Here is a 19,374-nt window from a genome sequence, read left to right as displayed (position 1 = left end):
TCCCGCTCCCACGGGCTTGAGCCGTATCCTCCAAATCCCGCCCATTTCCCGGTGAAAGCATGAAACTCGAACAGATCGAAACGCCCGCGGCCCTGATCGACATCGGCCGGATGCAAAAGAACATTGCGCGTATGCAGGCGCATATGAACACGCTCGGCGTCGCGTTCCGTCCGCATGTAAAGACCACCAAATGTATCGACGTCGTGCGGGCGCAAATTGCGGCCGGCGCGCGCGGCATCACTGTCTCCACGCTAAAGGAAGCCGAAGCGTTCCATGCCGCCGGCGTGAATGACATTCTTTACGCAGTCAGCATCGCGCCTTCGAAACTGCCGCGAGCCTTGGCGCTGCGCCGCCAGGGCTGCAATCTCAAGCTGGTGGTGGACAACCCGACCGCGGCAGCGGCCATCGCCGCGTTCGGCGATCAACACGGCGCAACGTTCGAGGTATGGATCGAAGTAGACACCGACGGGCACCGCTCCGGCATCACGCCGGAGCATGAGAGCTTGCTCGACGTCGGCCGGATTCTGCACGAGAACGGCATGACAGTCGGCGGTGTCATGACGCACGCGGGTTCCAGTTACGAACTCGACACCCCAGAAGCGCTCGCCGCGCTGGCGGAACAGGAGCGCGCCGGCTGTGTTCGCGCGGCGCAGCGCTTGCGCGAGGCCGGCATTCCTTGCCCGCAGGTCAGTGTCGGCTCCACGCCCACCGCGCTCGCGGCCACGCAACTGGATGGCGTGACCGAGGTGCGGGCGGGCGTCTATGTATTCTTCGATCTCGTCATGCACAACGTCGGCGTTTGTGCGCTCGAGGACATTGCGCTGAGCGTGCTGGCCACCGTGATCGGTCATCAGCCCGAGAAAGGCTGGGCCATACTCGACGCCGGATGGATGGCTTTTAGCCGCGATCGCGGCACGTCGGAGCAGGCGCACGATTTCGGCTATGGCCAGCCGTGTCTGCTCAACGGCACGCCGCTTGCCGGCTACGTGGTGAGCGGCGCGAATCAGGAACACGGCATTCTTTCACCGATCGAAGAAGGCGCTCATGAAGCTAACGGCGACATTACGCGACGCTTTCCGATCGGCATGAAACTGCGCATTCTGCCCAATCACGCGTGCGCGACGGGCGCGCAGTTTCCTGAGTACTACGCCGTTGCGCCAGACGGCCAGAGCACGCCCTGGATGCGTTTTCAGGGCTGGTAAGCAACGCCGCGTGCCCGCTCAGTCGTCTTCTTCCTCCAGACCGGCCAGCAGATCGTCCACGGCGCGATAAACCCGCTCGACGATCTCCGGCCCCACCTTGCGCTCCAGCTCCCGATAGTGCGCCTCCAGATCCTTCGAGATCACGCGCACCAGCTCGACGCTCGTGTCCGTTAGCGACACGAGCACGCGGCGCTGATCTTCCGCGAAACGCTCCTTCGTCACCAGTTCCATGCTCTCCATGCGTGCGAGCACGCCTGCCATGCTCGGGCTCGAAATCGTGCAGATGTCGGAGATATGGCGCGGCTCCATCGGACCGTGCTCGTTGAGCGCGCGAATCACGCGCCATTGCTGCTCAGTCAAACCATGCGCGGTAATCAATGGACGAAAACGCTCCATCATTTTTTCTCGGGCGCGCAGCAACAGCATCGGCAGATTGCGGTGCAGAACTCGTGTGGAAGCGGACGAAGACATAGTGGACGATGGTTGGAAGCAGCCGTCGAAGCTTAAGGGAAAACCCGCGATCAGCCGACTGGCTATTGACCCTGGATCATATCAAGCGCAATACTACTAACATGTTAGTGTTTATGCCAAGTATCTATCCAAGGGCACTGTCAGGTCATGTTTGTACTTGCCGATCATCTGTTGCACCCTGAAGGCGACGCGCTGCCTCGCGATGTCGACGCGCAAGCCGCAGCGGCGTTACTCGCGCGCGGCATCGCCTGCCGTCCGCCGGTTAGCGGCGCGATTTACGGAACATTGCTCAATGACCGTGCGGCGCTAGAGGCGCTAGGCGATGCAATGCACGCGGCGCCGTACAAATCACCGCCGAAAGCGCCGGTTCTTTATCTGAAGCCGCGCAACACGCTCGCGGGGCATCGCGCGAAAATCGTCATACCCGACGATACACTCGGCGTAGAAATAGGCGCGTCGCTCGGCATCGTGATTGGGCGCACCGCAACGCAGGTTAGCGTGGAGCGCGCGTTCGATTACATCGCGGGCTATACGGTCGTGGCCGATCTCAGCGTGCCGCATGCGAGTGTCTATCGACCGTCGGTGCGCTTTCGCGCCCGCGACGGCTTCTGTGTGGTCGGACCCGCGGTTGTTGCGGCGCGCCATGTTGCGAATCCCGACGACCTGGCCATCGCGGTGTCGTTGAACGGTGCCGGTGCTATAGCGGCCAGTACCGCTTCGTCGGTACGCGGTGTGGCGCGACTGCTTGCCGACGTCACCGAATTCATGACGCTCGCGGCGGGCGACGTCATCACGCTCGGCGTTCCGCATGGCTCGCCCATTGCCCACGTCGGCGACGCGGCGACCCTTTCGATCGGCGAGCTGCCGCCGCTTCACGTGTCGTTCACCGGCCCAAAAGAATTAGACGGAGAACAGCCATGATGCGCGGCCGTGTTGCATTTGCCGGAGCGATTCACGAAGCCTATCCGCATCCACAAGGCGTGCTGCTTGCAGACGGCCGCGTGTGTCGCGAAGATCAGGTCGTCTGGCTCGCGCCCATTGAAGTCGGCACCATCTTCGCGCTCGGTTTGAATTACGCCGAGCACGCGAAAGAGTTGCAATTCAACAAGCAGGAAGAGCCGCTCGTTTTCTTGAAGGGACCGGGCACGGTTCTCGGTCATCGGGGCTTTACGCGCCGCCCGGCCGACGTCGCCTTCATGCACTACGAGTGCGAGCTCGCTGTCGTAATAGGCCAGGGAGCGCGCCATGTGACGCGCGACAATGCGATGCAACACGTGGCCGGCTATACGATCGCCAACGACTACGCGATCCGCGACTACCTCGAAAACTATTACCGCCCCAACCTGCGCGTGAAGAATCGCGACGGCGGCACGGTGCTCGGCCCATGGTTCGTCGACGCCGCCGACATTGAAGACGTCACGCAACTGGAGTTGCGTACGTTCGTCAACGGCACGCTGCAACAGCGCGGCAATACGCGCGATCTCGTGACCGATATTCCCGCGTTGATCGAATATCTCAGCAGCTTCATGACGCTCGCACCCGGCGACGTGATCCTCACAGGTACGCCCGAGGGTATTGTCAATGTGAACGCGGGAGACGAAGTGGTGTGCGAGATAGACGGCCTTGGCCGTCTCGTCAATACGATTGCATCCGACGCGGACTTCGGCCGCGCCTGACCGCCAGAAAAAAGCAAAGGACAACGCAATGCGAATCGAACATCTGATCAACGGCAAAGCAGGCGGCGCGAAAGATTATTTCGAAACGGTCAATCCGGCGACGCAAGAAGTACTTGCGGAAGTGGCCCGTGGCACAGAGGCGGAAGTCGATGCCGCGGTGCGAGCCGCAAAGGAAGCATTCCCCGCATGGGCAGGCAAGCCCGCTGCGGAACGCGCAAAGCTGATTCGCAAGCTCGGCGAACTGATCGCGAAGAACGTGCCCGAGATATCGGAAACCGAAACGAAGGACACAGGCCAGACCATTTCGCAGACGCGCAAACAACTCGTGCCGCGCGCGGCCGACAACTTCAGCTATTTCGCCGAGATGTGCACACGCGTGGACGGCCACACGTACCCTACCGACACGCATCTGAACTACACGCTTTTTCATCCGGTCGGCGTGTGCGCGCTCATTTCACCGTGGAATGTACCGTTCATGACGGCGACATGGAAGGTCGCGCCCTGTCTCGCGTTCGGCAATACCGCGGTTCTGAAGATGAGCGAGCTTTCGCCGCTTACCGCGTCGATGCTCGGCAATCTCGCTCTGGAAGCGGGAATCCCAGCAGGCGTGTTGAACGTCGTGCATGGTTTCGGCAAAGAAACGGGCGAGCCGCTCGTCGCGCATCCGGACGTGCACGCGGTGTCCTTTACCGGATCGACTGCAACGGGCAACCGGATTGTGCAGAGCGCCGGACTCAAGAAGTATTCAATGGAACTCGGTGGAAAGTCGCCGTTCGTCATTTTCGACGACGCCGATTTCGAACGCGCTCTCGATGCCGCCGTATTCATGATCTTCTCGAACAACGGCGAGCGCTGCACGGCCGGCTCGCGGATCCTTGTGCAAAAGTCGATTTACGCGAAATTCGCTGAACGCTTTATCGAACGCGCGAAGCGCCTCACGGTTGGCGATCCGCTTGCCGACAGCACGATCATTGGACCGATGATCAGCCAGGGGCACCTGGCGAAAGTGCGCAGCTATATCGAACTCGGACCGAAAGAAGGCGCAACGCTTGCCTGCGGCGGTCTCGACATGCCCGGGTTGCCCGACTCCATGCGTCATGGCAACTTCGTGATGCCCACGGTATTCGTCGATGTCGACAACCGTATGCGTATTGCGCAGGAAGAGATCTTTGGCCCCGTTGCGTGCCTGATCCCATTCGACGACGAAGCCGATGCGATCAGACTCGCTAACGACATCTCATACGGTCTGTCGAGCTACATCTGGACGGAGAACACGGGGCGCGCGCACCGTGTGGCGGCTTCCGTCGAAGCCGGCATGTGCTTCGTCAACAGTCAGAACGTGCGCGACCTGCGCCAGCCGTTCGGTGGCACAAAGGCATCGGGCGTGGGGCGCGAAGGCGGGACGTGGAGTTATGAAGTGTTCCTCGAACCGAAGAACGTTTGCGTGTCGCTCGGCTCGCATCACATTCCACGCTGGGGCGTCTGACACGCCGACGTGTCGAGCGCGAGCCGCATTGCGTTTCGCGACATAAACAAGAGGAGACCGCGATGGGCAAACTCGCGCTGGCAGCAAAAGTGACACACGTGCCGTCGTTATATCTGTCCGAGCTCGACGGTCCGCACAAGGGTTGCCGTCAGCCCGCAATCGACGGCCATCGTGAGATTGGCCGGCGTTGCCGCGAACTGGGCGTGGATACGATCGTCGTGTTCGACGTGCATTGGCTCGTTAATAGCGAGTACCACATCAATTGCGCGCCGAAGTTCGAGGGCATCTACACGAGCAACGAATTACCGCATTTCATCAAGAACATGCCCTACGCTTACCCGGGCAACGTGGACCTCGGCAATCTGATTGCGGAAGTGGCCAACGAAATGGGCGTGAAGAGCCGCGCGCATAGCGAGACCACGCTCGAACTCGAATACGGCACGCTGGTGCCCATGCGCTATATGAACGGCGATCAGCACTTCAAGGCGGTGTCGGTAGCCGGCTGGTGCATGTGGCATGACCTTGATACGAGCGCGCGCTTCGGTCTCGCGGTGCGCAAGGCGATCGAAGAGCGTTACGACGGCACGGTCGCGATTCTGGCAAGCGGTTCGCTGAGTCACCATTTCGCCAACAACGGCACCGCCGAGCAGTTCATGCATAAAGTATGGAGCCCGTTCCTCGAACAGATGGACCGCAGGGTTGTCGAGTTGTGGCAAGCCGGTGACTGGAAGACGTTCTGCGAAATGCTGCCGCTTTACAACGAAAAATGCTGGGGCGAAGGCGGCATGCACGACACGGCAATGCTGCTGGGCGCGCTCGGCTGGGACCGCTATGACGGCAAGGTGGAAGTCGTCACGCCTTATTTCGGCAGTTCGGGTACGGGACAGATCAATGCGATCTTTCCAGTGACTCCACTGACCGCCTGACTTGCGTAAAGGAGACTGACGTGCCGCATCTAACACTCGAGTACAGCGCGAATCTTTCTGACGCAGAAAGTATTAGCCGCCTGTGCAATACCCTCGCTCAATGTCTTGCTGAACAGCGCGATAACGAACAACGTGTCTTTCCGCTTGGCGGCATTCGCGTCCGCGCGTTGCGGTGTGAACACTATTGCATTGCAGACGGACGCGCCGACGCAGCATTTCTCCACGCAAACCTGAAGATCGCTGCGGGCCGCTCCGATGCCACGAAGAAGGCAACGGGCGATGCGCTATTCGCGCTCATCAAACAGCACTTCGCCAATGAGTTCGAACAGAGCGGGCTAGCGTTATCGCTGGAAATCAACGAATTCAGCGAAGCAGGCACCTGGAAGCATAACAACCTGCACGCGCGGCTCAAAGCGCAGTAGCGAGCCGGAACACACTGACAGCGGCTCAATAGAGAACTCATCATGCTAGACCAACAAACCATTCGCGAGCTCGCCGCACAACTCGACAACGCGGAGAAAACACGCACGCAATTGCGCCACTTTTCCGCGGCTTATCCGCAGATGACTGTCGAAGACGGTTACGCGATCCAGCGCGAATGGGTGAACCTCAAGCTCGCCGAAGGACATGTGATCAAGGGGCGCAAGATCGGCCTCACGTCGCGCGCGATGCAGCGTTCTTCTCAGATCGACGAGCCGGACTATGCGCCGCTGCTCGACAGCATGTTTATTGAAAACGGTCAGGACATTCGCGCGGACCGCTTCATTGCGCCGCGCGTCGAAGTAGAACTTGCGTTTGTGCTTAGCAGGCCCCTGAAAGGCCCGGGCGTTACGCTGTTCGACGTGCTCGATGCAACGGCTTATGTGACGCCCGCAGTGGAAATCATCGACGCGCGCATCGAGCAGTTCGACCGCGAGACGCGTGCCCCGCGCAAGGTCTACGACACTATCTCCGACTTTGCGGCGAATGCGGGCATCGTGCTGGGCGGGCGTCCGGTGCGTCCGCTCGATGTCGATCTTCGCTGGGTCGGCGCGTTGCTTTATAAGAACGGCGCCGTCGAAGAAAGCGGGCTTGCGGCGGCCGTGCTGAATCATCCGGCTACAGGCGTCGCGTGGCTCGCGAACAAGATCGCCCCTTACGACGAAATGCTGAATGCGAACGACGTGATTCTTAGCGGTTCTTTCACGAGCCCGATTCCCGCCAGAGCAGGCGACACCTTCCACGTCGATTATGGTCCGCTCGGCGGCATCGGATTGAACTTCATTTGAGTACGCACATGTCCCTGCCGCAGAACACATTCAAACGCGCACTGCGTGAAGGTACGCCGCAATTCGGCTTGTGGGCGGCACTGGCCGACGCCTACGTGACCGAGTTACTCGCCACTGCGGGTTTCGACTGGCTATTGATCGACAACGAGCACGCACCGAACGACGTGCGCAGCACGCTCGCGCAGTTGCAGGCGGTCGCGGCTTATGCGTCGCATCCGGTGGTACGTCCTGTGCGAAGCGATAGCGCGTTGATCAAGCAGCTGCTCGACATCGGCGCCCAAACGCTATTGCTGCCGATGATCGACACCGCAAGTCAGGCGGCCGACGCGGTGGCGGCAACGCGCTATCCGCCGCAAGGCATTCGGGGCGTGGGCAGCGCATTGGCGCGCGCATCGCGCTGGAACCGCATCCCCGACTACCTGACCCGCGCCGCAGACGAACTCTGCGTACTGGTTCAGGTGGAGACCGTGGAAGGCATGAACAACCTGGCGGCGATTGCCGCTGTCGACGGCGTGGATGGCGTGTTTTTCGGACCTGCGGATCTGAGTGCGTCGATGGGTCTGCTTGGCCAACCCGGCGAGGCCAGCGTGCGCGAGGCGATTCGCGGCGGCATCGAAAGCGTACGGCGCGCGGGCAAGGCAGCGGGCGTACTGGCGCCGGATCGGGCGATCGCCGAAGAATATCTTGCGGCCGGTGCGACGTTTGTCGCTGTCGGAACGGATACGGGTTTGCTGAGCCGCGCGGCAGCAGATCTGGCGGCATCGTATAAGAACACTGCGGGATCGCGCGTCAGCGCGCGGGGCGGGTACTAAAGAGCCGCAAGCAAGGCCGCAACCAGCACCGTAAGGCAACCGCGTTTCGTCATGCCTCGCGGCTTGACATTTATATACTCCACGAGGTATATAAACACTATGGACTCAACATTTGCTGTCATCGCCGAGCCGAGCCGCCGCGCTATCCTCAGTCTGCTTGCCTCTTCGGAGCAATCCGTGGGCGATATCGAGGAACAGCTCAAGCTCTCGCAGCCGTCTGTTTCAAAGCATTTGCGAGTGCTTCGAGACGCCGGCTTCGTTGAGTCGCGTGTTGAGGCGCAGCGGCGTGTGTATCGGATCAAGCCCGAGCCGCTTATGGAAATCGACGCCTGGCTCGCTCCGTTTCGCCGTTTCTGGTCGGTTCATCTCGACGCGCTCGAGCGTCATCTCGATCAGACCCATCCCGCACCGCCCCGCAAGGAGAAGAAACGATGAGCAATCGCGAGTCTTACCGGCCCGGTCCTGCCGCCGGAGCCAAAGTTCAGAAAGACGGAGACAGATGGACACTCGTCCTCGTGCGTGAGTTGTGCCATTCGCCGGACAAAGTGTGGCAAGCGCTGACAGATCCTGCCAGCCTGCGCGAATGGGCACCGTTCGACGCGGACCACAGCCTTGGCTCGGTCGGTCCAGTCAAGCTCTCCACGGTGGGCACGCCCACACCGCAAGTGTCCGAGACTCAAGTGACCCGCGCCGACGCGCCCAACCTGCTCGAGTATCGCTGGGGCGAGAACGATCTTCGCTGGCAGCTCGAAGCGCTCGGCGACGGCACGCGTCTCACGCTATGGCACAACATCGATCGCAACTTCATATCGATGGGTGCGGCCGGCTGGCACATCTGCCTCGACGTACTCGACCGCTTGCTTGCCGACGATCCGATTGGACGCATCGTTGCCGGCGAAGCAATGAAATTCGAGTGGCCGCGCCTGAATACCGAATACGCAAAGCAGTTCGGCCTTTGAACCGGAAAGCCGAGGAGAACGATATGAACCGCTCCGCTTCCACAGAAACCCAGTCGGCCTCCGAACTGATCGACAAAAGAATCGCGGACCTCGGAGACTGGCGCGGGACGACCTTGAGCGCGATGCGCAAGCTCATCAAAGAGGCTGATCCGGATGTGGTGGAAGAATGGAAGTGGATGGGCACGCCTGTGTGGTCGCATGACGGAATCATCTGCACGGGCGAGTCTTACAAGTCGGTCGTGAAACTGACCTTCGCGAAGGGGGCATCGTTGGAAGACCCGGCGAAGCTGTTCAACTCCAGCCTCGACGGAAACGTGCGGCGCGCAATCGACATTCATGAGGGTGAAGAACTCGACGCGGATGCGTTCAAGTCCCTCATTCGCGCCGCAATCGCGTTGAACACGTCCAGCAAAAAGGCAAAGCCGAAGCGAGCGAAGTAGTCGCGGCTCCGGGCCGCAGTGCCTGCAAGTCGAGGCGCGCTTGCGCCGCTCCTTGTTAATTGCGCACGCCGAATCGCGCCACGCACGCCTGCCTCACTCTTTCGACGACCACGGCCCATTCCTCCCCTCGCTCGCGACGAAATAGCCGCAGCGTGTGCGGATACCACGGCGAATCGCTACGCTCGTGCATCCAGCGCCAGTCGACATCTTTTTCCGGCAGGACTACCCAGCAGGGTTTGCCGAGCGACGCAGCGAGATGCGCGATCGACGTATCCACGCAAATCACCAGATCGAGTTGCCCGACAATCGCAGCGCTGTCGGCCAGATCGGTCACCATCGAGCCGAGGTGAAGCAACGGCTGACCGGCAGGCGGATTTCGTGCTTCGTCCTCGCCCTGCCCCTTTTGCAGACTCACGAAACTCACGCCGTCTACGCTCCACAGCGGCGCAAGCGTAGCGAGTGACGGAATCGAGCGGTTCGCGTCGTTATGATGCTTCGCGTTGCCCTTCCATACGAGGCCGATTCTGCGACCCGGCGGCAGCGCGTCGATAACGGTCTGCCACCGTTCGACGAGCGACGGTTCCACCGAAAGTCGGACCGGTCGCGGGATGGTGTCGACAGCCGTGCGCAGATGCAGCGGCGCGCTCAGCAGACTCGTCCAGCAGTGGTAAGCGGAGGCGCGCGCGACGGCCGTGTCGTGGTCGAGTACGGCATCAACGCCGTCTACGCGAGCCATTAGCCTATGCAGCGCAGGCGCGCAGGCGAACGCGACATTCGCTGCGCCCTGCGCCTTCAGCAAGGCGAAATAACGGCTGAATTGCAGCATATCGCCGAGACCGTCTTCCTGCCAGACGAGCAGCGAACGCCCCGACAGCGCGTCGCCCTGCCACTGCGGACAACGCAGTCTCTGAGCAGAGTGCCGATGCACGAAACCGGCTAGTTGATAACGGCATTCGTATAGCCGCCACCCTTCGTCGAAACGCCCCATGCCGAGTAACAACGTAGCTAGCCCGAAGCGCGCTTCGCCGTAATCCGCACGTAATTCAAGCGCGCGACGATACGCACTCTCTGCTCCGGGCCAGCGCTTCAGCTGCGCGAGCGTAGCGCCGAGGTTGTAATGCGCTTCAGCGAGATCGGGATGAACGGATAGAGCCTGCTCGAAGCACTCAACAGCTTCAGGCAAACAATCGAGCAGGCGCAGCACGCAGCCGAGATTGTTGTGCGCGGGCGCGATGCCGGGCCGCAGACGAACCGCTTCCCGGTAAGCCTCTGCGGCCTCGGTCAGACGTTCGAGCTTGAAGAGTGTAATGCCGAGGTTGTAGTACGCCTCGGCGTAATCGGCACGAAGCGCGATTGCCTTGCGGTAGGCCGCCTCCGCCTCGGGCAGCCGCTGCAGATCGGTCAACGTGGCCCCGAGATTGACGTGGGCTTCCGCGTAATCGGGCCGCATGGTCAACGCAAGCCGGCACGCGAGTTCTGCCTCGGTCAGGCGCTGCGCTGCCTTGAGCGCGCCTGCAAGATTGTTCAATGCCTCTGGATACTGCGGCCTGATCGTGAGCGCCTCGCGATAAGCAGCGTCCGCTTGCGCGACGCGGCCAAGGTCCATCAATACGTTGCCCAGGTTGTTGTGTGCTTCCGCATGCGCCGGCAATCGGACGAGCGTCTCGCGATAAGCGGCTTCGGCCTCGTCCAGGCGTTGCAGTGCGTGCAGCACGACGCCGTGGTTGTAATGCGCTTCTGCGTGATCCGGGCGTAGCACGAGCGCCCTGCGGTACGACGCTTCCGCATCTTCGTGGTAGCCCTGTGCATAAAGCACTGCGCCTAGCTGATTGTGGGCATCTGCATGGCCGGGCTGCAGAACGATCAGTTGCCGGTAGATTGCCTTTGCCGCGGACAGACGTCCGCGCGCTTTCAGCAACTCGCCGAGGCTTTCATATACCTCGACGTAGCCGGGCATCATGCGCAAACACCGGCGCCAATAACGCTCGGCATCGTCCGGCTCGCCGAGACGGCACGAAGAAGCGCCCGCAAGGTTGAGCGCGTCGGCCATTGCGTGAATCGCAGCGCCGTCCAGCGCGCTTTCGTCCCGCTCGATCACCGGCATGACGGTCGATAATGCCGCAGCAAATTGATCCGCGGAATAAAGCGCCATCGCCTGCTGGTTCAGTTCGGTAATAGAAGAGGCAAGCGTCTGCGTGAGATTCATGAGTCGGGTTACGTTGCGGTCTGGCATTCGCGCACGGAGTCGCGCATGTTGCACGAAAGCGAACATGTAGCACGCAGATTAAGCGATGCGGCGCGATTGTAACGGCGCGAAATGAGCGGTTTTACACCGTCAATCCGCTGCTATAGCCGGGATCAGGCAGAAAAAAGCGGCGCGCAATGCTAGAATCGCCCGCGTTTCCTTGCTCATCGCCATGACTCCACGTTCCCGCAACCGTCTGACCGCCTGGCTTGGCCTCATCGCCATGTGGCTCGTCGTGTTTGCGCCTGCCGCGAGTCAGGTGCTGGCGTCCAACCGCGCGCAGGAGCCGATCGCCGCGTTGTGTTCGGCGCTGCAAACGGTCCAGCCCGGCGCGGCGAATCAGGCAGCCCATGCCGATGCAATGGCGGTGCATCTCAGTCACGACGACGCCTTCGGCGCTTGTGGGTACTGCCATCTCCTGCAACATCACGTGGCAATGCCCACGGTTGCCGCAACGCCCGCGCCGCTAGCCGTTATGGCTGCGGGCACTGCACCGCCTGTTCTCTCCACCCGCTTTACACCGCTCGGCGCGTTCCCGTCCGGGCGCCCAAGAGCACCCCCTGTCGTTTCCTGATTGTCGTTGTTCCTGATCGCGCATTGACCGCATTCGTCGCATCCGTCGACGGCGCGCGCGATCGTCCGTTCAATGCATCAAGGAAACTGTCATGTTCATCTTCGCGTTGCGAAGGTTGCCCGCTCGCGTCCGCTTCGAGCGTGGCGCCGGCGTCGCCACTCGTGCCTTCCACACCTTTCGGGGTTTCACATTCGCGCGATTGCATTGCGCTTCATTTGCGTCGTATTTGCACGCATTCTTCCCGGCTGCTGTGACGGGCCTGGCAGGTTTCGCGGCGTTGTCAGCGTCGCCCGCTCGTGCCGATACCGTCAGCGCCGACACCACGTTGCCCACCGTAAGCGTGAGCGCGAATAGCTCCGCCGATCAGAGCGCCGCAACGCGCGCGGTCGATCCGGATCTGCCCGCCACGGTCGAAACGGTTACGCGCGATCAATTCTCCAATTGGAATGTCGTCAACACCGAAGACGTGTTGAAGTACATGCCGAACCTTGCGGTCCGTAAGCGTTTTATCGGCGATCTGAATTCGATCATTGCAGTACGCGGCACAAGCAACACACAGAGCGCACGCGGTCTCGTCTATGCGGACGGCCTGCTGCTCAGCAATCTGCTCGGCAACAGCTTTTCTTTTCCGCCGCGCTGGTCGATGGTCTCTCCCGACGAGATCCAGCGAGTCGATGTGATTTACGGCCCCTATTCCGCGCTATATCCGGGCAATTCGCTCGGCGCGACGGTGCTGATCAGCACGCGCATGCCGAAGAAGTTCGAAGCCGAGGCCGACGTAAAAGCATTCACCCAGCATTTCAGTCTCTACGGCGTGAATCGCAATTTCAACGGCAGCGAAGCGAGTGCTTCGCTAGGCGACCGGATCGGCAAGTTCTCTTATTCGCTGGGCGTGAACCACCTCGAAAACACGAGCCAGCCGCTGCAATTCGCCACACTCGCCAAATCGGGCACGCCTGCGAGAGCAGGCGACACGCCCGTGACCGGCGCCTACTTCTACAACAACCAGACCAATACGCCGACAGCCATACTCGGCATTAACGGCGAAGGCATTGAACACACGGTGCAAGACCAGTTCAAGCTGAAGATGCAGTACGACTTTACGCCGACACTGCAAGGTGGTTTCACGCTGGGCTATTGGCATCAAACGTATAACAGTCAGACGTCGAGCTTTCTGCGCGACGCAAACGGCAATCCTGTGTACAGCGGAAAGGTAGCCATTGACGGATACGAGTACACCGTTCCAGCAGCCGCGTTTGCACCGAGCCTCGGACATAGCGAGAACTGGCTGTACGGCGTGTCATTGAAAACGCGCCATGCGACGGGCTGGAATGGCGAGGCAATCGCATCGTATTACGACGTGGGCAATAGCGTCGCGCGTCTCGCCAATTCCGGAGCGCCCGGCAATGGCGCGGGCACTGTCACTTTCGGCGACGGTACCGGCTGGAAAACGCTCGATCTGCGCACCACCTACACACCAGAGTCGACGCAGGCGGGGCTGACCAATCACGCGCTCAGCTTCGGCTATCACTACGACAATTACTTTCTCGACAACGAAAGCTATTCGACGCCCAACTGGCGCGATGGCGCAGCCGCTACGTTTGCCAACTCGTTCGCCGGCAAGACGCAAACTCAGGCGCTGTACGCACAGGATGCATGGCGCTTCCTGCCGCGCTGGAAATTCGTGTACGGCATACGTTACGAAGACTGGCATGCGTACGACGGATCTCAGTCTCTTTCGGGTACCACAATCGCGCCGGGCGACGCGAATCAGCGGCACTTTTCCCCGAAGGCTTCTCTTTCGTTCGACGTGAGCGACGACCTGACGTTGCGCGCTTCAATTGGCCGCGCGTATCGCTTCCCAACCGTCAGCGAACTGTTCCAGGGGCAAATCAATGGTTCGTCAATCGTCAATAACAATCCGAACCTCAAACCGGAAGACGATCTCTCGAAAGAACTCACAGCCGAATGGGCGCACTGGAATGGCATTTTCCGCTTCTCGCTGTTTCAGGACGACGTGAAGAACACGATCTTCAGCCAGACGGATACGACCGTGATTCCAAACGTAACGAACTTCCAGAACATCGGCAAGGTGCGCTCGCGAGGTGTCGAAACGAGTTATGCGGGCGAGAACGTATTCATGCGTGGACTGGATCTGCTTGCGAGCGTCGCATATACGCAGTCGAAGATTCTCGCTAACGCACAAAACCCCGCAAGCGTCGGCAAGTACTTTTATCGCATTCCATTGTGGCGCGCGAACATTGCAGCGACCTATCACTTCGACGAGCGTTCGGCACTGACCCTTGCCGCGCGCTACTCAGGCCGCCAATACAACACGCTCACTAACACCGACACGAATCCGGACGTATTCGGCGGTACGAGCTCATACGCAGTGGCGGACGCGAAGTTCACGTTCAAGCCCACGAAGCTAAGCGAAGTGGGCATTGGCGTGGATAACATTTTCGATGAGCGCTACTACGTCTATCACCCGTATCCGGGCCGCACCTTCTATGTGGAAGCGAAGCTGCGCATGTAATGCGCGGCGCCGTGCAAACCGGAAATACCAGATCATTTTTGCAGGAGGATTTCATGTCCACCACCATTCAGCAAAATGCTGCATCGGGCACCGCGACCAACAGCAGCGGCTATCGCACGCTGTGGCGATGGCATTTCTATGCCGGACTGTTCGTGATGCCGTTCCTCGTCGTGCTCGCAATAACAGGCACGCTGTACTGCTTTCAACCGCAGATTGAACCGCTGCTTTATCCGCAGCTTCTCGTCGTCGAATCTCGAACCGCACCGCGTATGCCAGCCGACGCACTGCTCGCGCGAGCGCAGGCTGCGATGCCGACAGGTTCCGTTGCAGTGACCACCGTTATCCCGGACACGCCTGAGCGCAGCATGGAATTCATCTTCCGTCTCGCGGATGGAGAAAAGCAAAGCGTGTATGTGAATCCGTATAACGCAGAAGTACTCGGCACGTTGAGCGTCGAGAATCGCTTCATGCAAATCGACCGCATGCTCCATCGCAAGCTGTTGCTGGGCAAGCCCGGCGAGTTGCTGATGGAACTCGCCGCATGCTGGACTCTCGTGATGATCGGCACTGGCGTTGCGCTGTGGTGGCCGCTTGGAGCGACGCGGGCACGCGATGCGCTGGTTCCGCGCTTCACACTGAAAGGCCGCCCGTTGTGGAAAAGCGTTCACGCGGTAATGGGCATCTGGCTCGCACTCGGCGCGCTGGCATTCGTGTTGACGGGTCTTCCATGGTCCGGCTCGTGGGGCAAGCAGTTCAAGGCACTCGCGAGCGCCGCCAATCTCGGCGCGCCGCCCGGCAGCTGGGGCGGCTTGCCGTTGCGCTCCGTGCTGCCTGTCGCGGCGCGCGGCGACGTGACGGCGAACACGACGGAAACAAAAGCTCATGCAACGCACGCCGGACACGCCGGGCACGACACACAGGCTGCGCAGGATAACTCGATGCCCGGCATGGTCATGGACGACTTGCCGTTGCCGCAAGCGCCGTGGGCCGTCGGCAATGCGCCTGTGCCCGCTTCCACCAATGCAGGAACAACGCCCCCGCTACCGCTCGGGCGGATCGTCTCGCAAGCGGCGGCGCTCGGCGTGACGAGCGGCTACAACATCGCATTGCCCACCTCGGCAACGGGCGTGTACACCGTCTCGTACTTCCCGGCCGATCCGCAAAAGGAACGCACCATCTATATCAACCAGTACAGCGGCACGGTGCTCAAGGACATTCGCTATGCGGACTACGGCGCAGTATCGAAAGCGGTTTCCTACGGCACGTCATTGCATATGGGCCGCTATTTCGGCGTTGCCAATCAGATCTTGTGCGCCATGATCTCGCTCGGACTTGCGATGATGGCCGTAACCGGCTGCGTGATGTGGTGGAAGCGCAGGCCGCAGCGCTCGCTCGGAGCGCCTTCGCGGGAAAGAGCCGCACCGCCGATGCGCGGCTGGAAGACCGGCCTAATCATGCTGGGCATCGTCTTTCCGTTGATGGGGGCCACGCTGATCGTAGTGTGGCTCGGCGACCGCGTACTATTCGGACGTGCTTCGCGGCGCGACCGAGTTACACCGTATGAGTCGGCGGAAGGGTAACACCGTGCGCCCGAAAGACTTTCAAGCGCACCGTAAGCGGTTCAGCCCGCCTGAATAACGTCGATGCGCAAAGCCGGCGCGCCTGCTGCAATCGCGAGAAGATGATCGACATTCGGATGCGCGCCTGGCCGGTTGCGCGCGTCGGCGGTATGTTCGCCGAACACCGCGAGACCATGCTCGGCCGCTTTGGCGTCGAGCGTGCCGAATGTCTGCTGCAAATAGTTGTACACCGCGAGCGAGCCCTGCTTGCCAGGCTTGTTCTCGATGCTTGCCGCCACCGTGCCTTGCGCGTCGATCAAATCGATGCGCACGATACCGTCGATTGCGGGCATTTGCGCAAGGTTCTCTTTGAATACGTTACTCGCCTGAATCACTGAAACCACTCCTTTTAAGCAGGAAAATTGCCACGAGGGCCGTATCTTATCCGATAGCCCCGTTGTATCGCGCCGCCTCACGGAGTCCAGCGGTAAACGATCATGCTCGACCCGTTGTAGTTGTCTTTTGTGACCACGTACTCACCGCTCGCTCGCATGAACGCGCGAAGCCCGTACATCGAATCGACGTCGTTGCCGACATCCACCGTACCGGGACTGTTGTTGATTAGCGTGGTGTCGAGTTGACCCGTGGTGAGATTGAACGCGTCGATGTTCGGCACCGTATGCACGTACCCGACGAAAAGATAATTGCCCGCTGCTGTAATCGACTTCGGATTGGCACCGGTGAGTTTGATCACCGGCTGCGGCCGCGTGGTATTGCCCGCACTCCAGCCGTGATAAACCTCGATGCGCGATTGAATCGCCGTCCAGTCCCAACTCCCCGCAACGCCTTGCGCGAGAATCATCGTGTCGCTCTCCGGCAGATAGATGATGCGCGTCAACGGCCGGATACTCAGCGGAATGGAAATCGTGATTGCCGGTCCCCACAACGGTTTGCCGTTTCCGTCGAAACCGGTGAGCGGGTAGTGATAGATATGATTGGTCCTGTCGAGACCGGCCCACACATCGCCGCGGCTATCAATGCAAAAGCCCCCCGTTATCTTCACCGTCGTGTTGAACGCGGGTCCCGGGATCGATCCGTCAGGTATCGCAATGTAGCCGCTCGCCGCGTTGAAATGATAGAAGTTAAAGGTATCGGGATTCTGACCTGACGCAACCAGAATACGGTTTCCGCCCACGCTGACGAGTTGACCGAAGTGCTGCCCGCGCTGGGTGTCGTTAATGTTCAGTCGCGGGTCTGAAGGATAGGTGAACGGATCGACGGTATTCGCAACGAAGGTGCCGCCCGCGCCGCCCGTATAAATGTGCGCGCCGCTGTAAAACCAGGCGCCGTCTGTCATCGGGTCGGGCGCCGCGACGGCTTCGAAGTTCAGTGCCTGCAATTTCCATTTCATATTGCCGCCGCCGTCGTATGCATGCAGATCCGTCGGGCCGTTGCGCCCGAGATCCCAGCCGCCGCCCCACGGATTGTTCAGCACATAAAGGGTACCGGATGCGTCTTTGCCAATGCCCGCCACACGCGTGAAGCGCTTGTCGCCAACCTGTCCTTTGATTCCCGTCGTCGTGTCCAGATAGCCGCCCTGAACGCCGAAGGTGCCGGCCAATGTCGGCGTGCCCGCAACGTTGTAGATCTTGATGTTCATGTCGGGCCCTTCGTCGCCGACCATGAGTCGTCCCGTCGACACATCGAAATAAAGTGCCGAGGGCCGCGATGCAGCAGGCATCTGGATCGTGCTCAAAGGCGCACCGCCCGCACTGAATTCGGCTACAACGCCTGCACTTTTTCGCGCCACCCACAAATTGCCCGCGCTATCGAGCGCAAGCGCGCCTGGAGCGGATACGTTAATGTCTTGCTGCCAGACGCCGTCGGTCGTAAAGACGCGGACACGGTTGCCATAAAAGTCGCTGACGTAAAGCAGCGTGCCTGCCGTGGCGAGCCCGGTGATGACATCGGCGTGAGGTATGCCGGTCCACACGCTGACGGGAATACGAAGTTCGAGCGCTTTCGTCGCGCGGTTATAGCGCCCCACGGAGCCGCTGCCAAACGACCTGTTGTACTGCAACGCCGTAAAGATCGACGTCGCATTTCCTGTTATCGCGCTGCCCTGAAAGTCCGCGTGGGTGCCGATCGAGCCGATGCTCTGGCCATTCTGATAGATCGCCACACCGCCCTCGTTCTCGTCCCACAGCGACGACGTGTAAATCACCCCTTCAGGCGCAACCCACATCGAGCGCGCGCCGTTGCCTACGTGCGCCGCGAGCGTGCCGTAGGTATTGGCGAGCCAGTCGGTCGTGTATTGCGCATGGCACACGCAGGCAAGCGCCATTAGCACGAAGCCGAACAACGCGGCAGCGATCCGCTTTGTGATCATCGACGATTGCCTCCAGCGGTACTTCGTTTGCGTCACCGCGCGCATGACGGCATGCGGCCGTTTCAATTCGGGAGTGCCGGCTTACGCCTCGGCGAGAATCTGCTGGATGACCTGCTCGAAAGTCTCGACAGGTTGGCCGCCGCTCACCAGGTAGCGGCGATTGAAAATGATCGCAGGTACCGACTGGATGCCATGTGACTGGAATTCCTCTTCTTCCGCGCGAACCTCGTCCGCGTAGTCGCCGCTTTGCAGCACGTTGCGCGCCGCATCGGCGTCCAGTCCCACCGCTTGAGCCGCTGCGACGAGTACATCATGGTTGCTCGGGTCGCGTCCCTCGGAATGATAAGCGCGCAGCAATTCGAGCTTGAGCGGCAACTGCTTGCCTTCGAGACCGGCCCAATGCAACAGGCGGTGCGCATCGAAAGTGTTATAGACATAATTGCGCGGTCCGAAATTGAAGCCGACGCCTGCGCCGCGCTCGCGAATCATCTCTTGCGTCTGCGCAATCTGCTCGGGCGTGCGCCCATACTTCTTACCCAGATAGTCGACGATCGCCTCGCCCTCGGGACCCATTTGCGGGTTCAGTTCGAACGGATGCACGACGATCTGTGCATCTACGGCATCTCCCAGGCGCGCCAACGCGAGTTGCAGCGAGGAAAGGCCGATGGCGCACCAGGGGCATGCGATATCGGAGACGAAATCAATTGTGAGCGGTTGGGACATGGCTTTCCTAAAGGCGATGGGGTAACAGGTCGAGACAGTCGGAAACAGGCATATTGTTACCGATCCCGGCTATTCACGTCTCCCAGCGCGGCAAGGCGCACCGCTGCA

19 protein-coding genes are annotated in these 19,374 nt (G+C 60.6%); 14 read left to right on the top strand and 5 right to left on the bottom strand.

The genetic code is table 11. The features are described from left to right. Window positions 1–59: 59 nt before the first annotated feature. Window positions 60–1,202 carry a DSD1 family PLP-dependent enzyme gene (locus H281_RS0116800; protein WP_020068301.1) on the top strand — a complete coding sequence of 381 codons (1,143 nt, stop codon included), beginning with the start codon at window positions 60–62 and terminating at the stop codon, window positions 1,200–1,202. 18 nt (window positions 1,203–1,220) lie between these two features. Here H281_RS0116800 and hpaR read toward each other — a convergent pair whose 3' ends face one another. Further along, the gene (gene hpaR / locus H281_RS0116795) at window positions 1,221–1,628 is read right to left on the bottom strand and encodes a homoprotocatechuate degradation operon regulator HpaR (RefSeq protein ID WP_020068300.1); all 408 of its coding nucleotides are present in this window, start codon (window positions 1,626–1,628) and stop codon (window positions 1,221–1,223) included. A gap of 192 nt (window positions 1,629–1,820) precedes the next feature. On the opposite strand from hpaR, the gene H281_RS0116790 reads away from it, so the two are divergent. From H281_RS0116790 to H281_RS0116745, 10 genes are all read left to right on the top strand, one after another. Next, window positions 1,821–2,594 carry a fumarylacetoacetate hydrolase family protein gene (locus H281_RS0116790; RefSeq protein WP_020068299.1) on the top strand — a complete coding sequence of 258 codons (774 nt, stop codon included), beginning with the start codon at window positions 1,821–1,823 and terminating at the stop codon, window positions 2,592–2,594. Beyond that, window positions 2,591–3,349 (top strand): fumarylacetoacetate hydrolase family protein, encoded by a 759-nt coding sequence (locus H281_RS0116785; RefSeq protein ID WP_020068298.1) that lies wholly within the window; start codon window positions 2,591–2,593, stop codon window positions 3,347–3,349. The genes H281_RS0116790 and H281_RS0116785 overlap by 4 nt, the downstream gene beginning before the upstream one ends. Before the next feature lie 28 nt (window positions 3,350–3,377). Next, complete coding sequence (gene hpaE, locus H281_RS0116780; protein ID WP_020068297.1) at window positions 3,378–4,835, top strand: 5-carboxymethyl-2-hydroxymuconate semialdehyde dehydrogenase; 1,458 nt, start codon at window positions 3,378–3,380, stop codon at window positions 4,833–4,835. 62 nt (window positions 4,836–4,897) lie between these two features. Beyond that, complete coding sequence (gene hpaD, locus H281_RS0116775) at window positions 4,898–5,761, top strand: 3,4-dihydroxyphenylacetate 2,3-dioxygenase (RefSeq protein WP_020068296.1); 864 nt, start codon at window positions 4,898–4,900, stop codon at window positions 5,759–5,761. Between the two features lie 20 nt (window positions 5,762–5,781). After that, the gene (locus tag H281_RS0116770; RefSeq protein ID WP_020068295.1) at window positions 5,782–6,183 is read left to right on the top strand and encodes a 5-carboxymethyl-2-hydroxymuconate Delta-isomerase; all 402 of its coding nucleotides are present in this window, start codon (window positions 5,782–5,784) and stop codon (window positions 6,181–6,183) included. A gap of 42 nt (window positions 6,184–6,225) precedes the next feature. Then, window positions 6,226–7,029 carry a 2-oxo-hept-4-ene-1,7-dioate hydratase gene (gene hpaH, locus H281_RS0116765; RefSeq protein WP_020068294.1) on the top strand — a complete coding sequence of 268 codons (804 nt, stop codon included), beginning with the start codon at window positions 6,226–6,228 and terminating at the stop codon, window positions 7,027–7,029. 8 nt (window positions 7,030–7,037) lie between these two features. Continuing rightward, window positions 7,038–7,841, top strand: a complete 804-nt coding sequence (hpaI, locus tag H281_RS0116760) for a 4-hydroxy-2-oxoheptanedioate aldolase (RefSeq protein WP_020068293.1) — start codon at window positions 7,038–7,040, stop codon at window positions 7,839–7,841. 99 nt (window positions 7,842–7,940) lie between these two features. Further along, window positions 7,941–8,276 (top strand): ArsR/SmtB family transcription factor, encoded by a 336-nt coding sequence (locus H281_RS0116755; RefSeq protein ID WP_020068292.1) that lies wholly within the window; start codon window positions 7,941–7,943, stop codon window positions 8,274–8,276. Beyond that, window positions 8,273–8,800, top strand: a complete 528-nt coding sequence (locus H281_RS0116750) for an SRPBCC family protein (protein ID WP_020068291.1) — start codon at window positions 8,273–8,275, stop codon at window positions 8,798–8,800. The genes H281_RS0116755 and H281_RS0116750 overlap by 4 nt, the downstream gene beginning before the upstream one ends. A gap of 23 nt (window positions 8,801–8,823) precedes the next feature. Continuing rightward, window positions 8,824–9,240 carry a DUF1801 domain-containing protein gene (locus tag H281_RS0116745; RefSeq protein WP_020068290.1) on the top strand — a complete coding sequence of 139 codons (417 nt, stop codon included), beginning with the start codon at window positions 8,824–8,826 and terminating at the stop codon, window positions 9,238–9,240. A gap of 55 nt (window positions 9,241–9,295) precedes the next feature. Here the strand turns inward: H281_RS0116745 and H281_RS0116740 are convergent, their stop codons facing one another. Then, a complete protein-coding gene (locus H281_RS0116740; protein ID WP_027804679.1) occupies window positions 9,296–11,446 on the bottom strand; it encodes a tetratricopeptide repeat protein in 2,151 nt (716 codons plus the stop codon). Between the two features lie 211 nt (window positions 11,447–11,657). Between H281_RS0116740 and H281_RS36025 the strand changes: the two genes are divergently transcribed. From H281_RS36025 to H281_RS0116725, 3 genes are all read left to right on the top strand, one after another. Then, window positions 11,658–12,059 (top strand): DUF2946 domain-containing protein, encoded by a 402-nt coding sequence (locus tag H281_RS36025; RefSeq protein ID WP_027804678.1) that lies wholly within the window; start codon window positions 11,658–11,660, stop codon window positions 12,057–12,059. A gap of 91 nt (window positions 12,060–12,150) precedes the next feature. After that, window positions 12,151–14,595, top strand: coding sequence for a TonB-dependent receptor (locus tag H281_RS0116730; protein ID WP_020068287.1), 2,445 nt, complete (start codon window positions 12,151–12,153; stop codon window positions 14,593–14,595). A 53-nt stretch (window positions 14,596–14,648) separates the two neighbouring features. Continuing rightward, window positions 14,649–16,175: a PepSY-associated TM helix domain-containing protein gene (locus H281_RS0116725; protein ID WP_027804677.1), complete on the top strand. Its 1,527-nt coding sequence runs from the start codon at window positions 14,649–14,651 to the stop codon at window positions 16,173–16,175. 41 nt (window positions 16,176–16,216) lie between these two features. Here the strand turns inward: H281_RS0116725 and H281_RS0116720 are convergent, their stop codons facing one another. The 3 genes from H281_RS0116720 to H281_RS0116710 form a co-directional block, all read right to left on the bottom strand. Further along, window positions 16,217–16,549: a DUF2322 family protein gene (locus tag H281_RS0116720; protein ID WP_020068285.1), complete on the bottom strand. Its 333-nt coding sequence runs from the start codon at window positions 16,547–16,549 to the stop codon at window positions 16,217–16,219. Window positions 16,550–16,626: 77 nt separating this feature from the next. After that, window positions 16,627–18,543, bottom strand: a complete 1,917-nt coding sequence (locus tag H281_RS0116715) for an NHL repeat-containing protein (RefSeq protein ID WP_027804676.1) — start codon at window positions 18,541–18,543, stop codon at window positions 16,627–16,629. Window positions 18,544–18,624: 81 nt separating this feature from the next. After that, window positions 18,625–19,266, bottom strand: coding sequence for a DsbA family oxidoreductase (locus tag H281_RS0116710; RefSeq protein WP_020068283.1), 642 nt, complete (start codon window positions 19,264–19,266; stop codon window positions 18,625–18,627). Window positions 19,267–19,374 lie beyond the last annotated feature (108 nt).

This window comes from Paraburkholderia caledonica (genome assembly GCF_000383275.1).
GTDB classification, from domain to species: Bacteria; Pseudomonadota; Gammaproteobacteria; order Burkholderiales; family Burkholderiaceae; genus Paraburkholderia; species Paraburkholderia caledonica.
The sequence above is the reverse complement of the archived record's forward strand: the minus strand, read 5'-3'. Positions and strand labels throughout refer to the sequence as shown.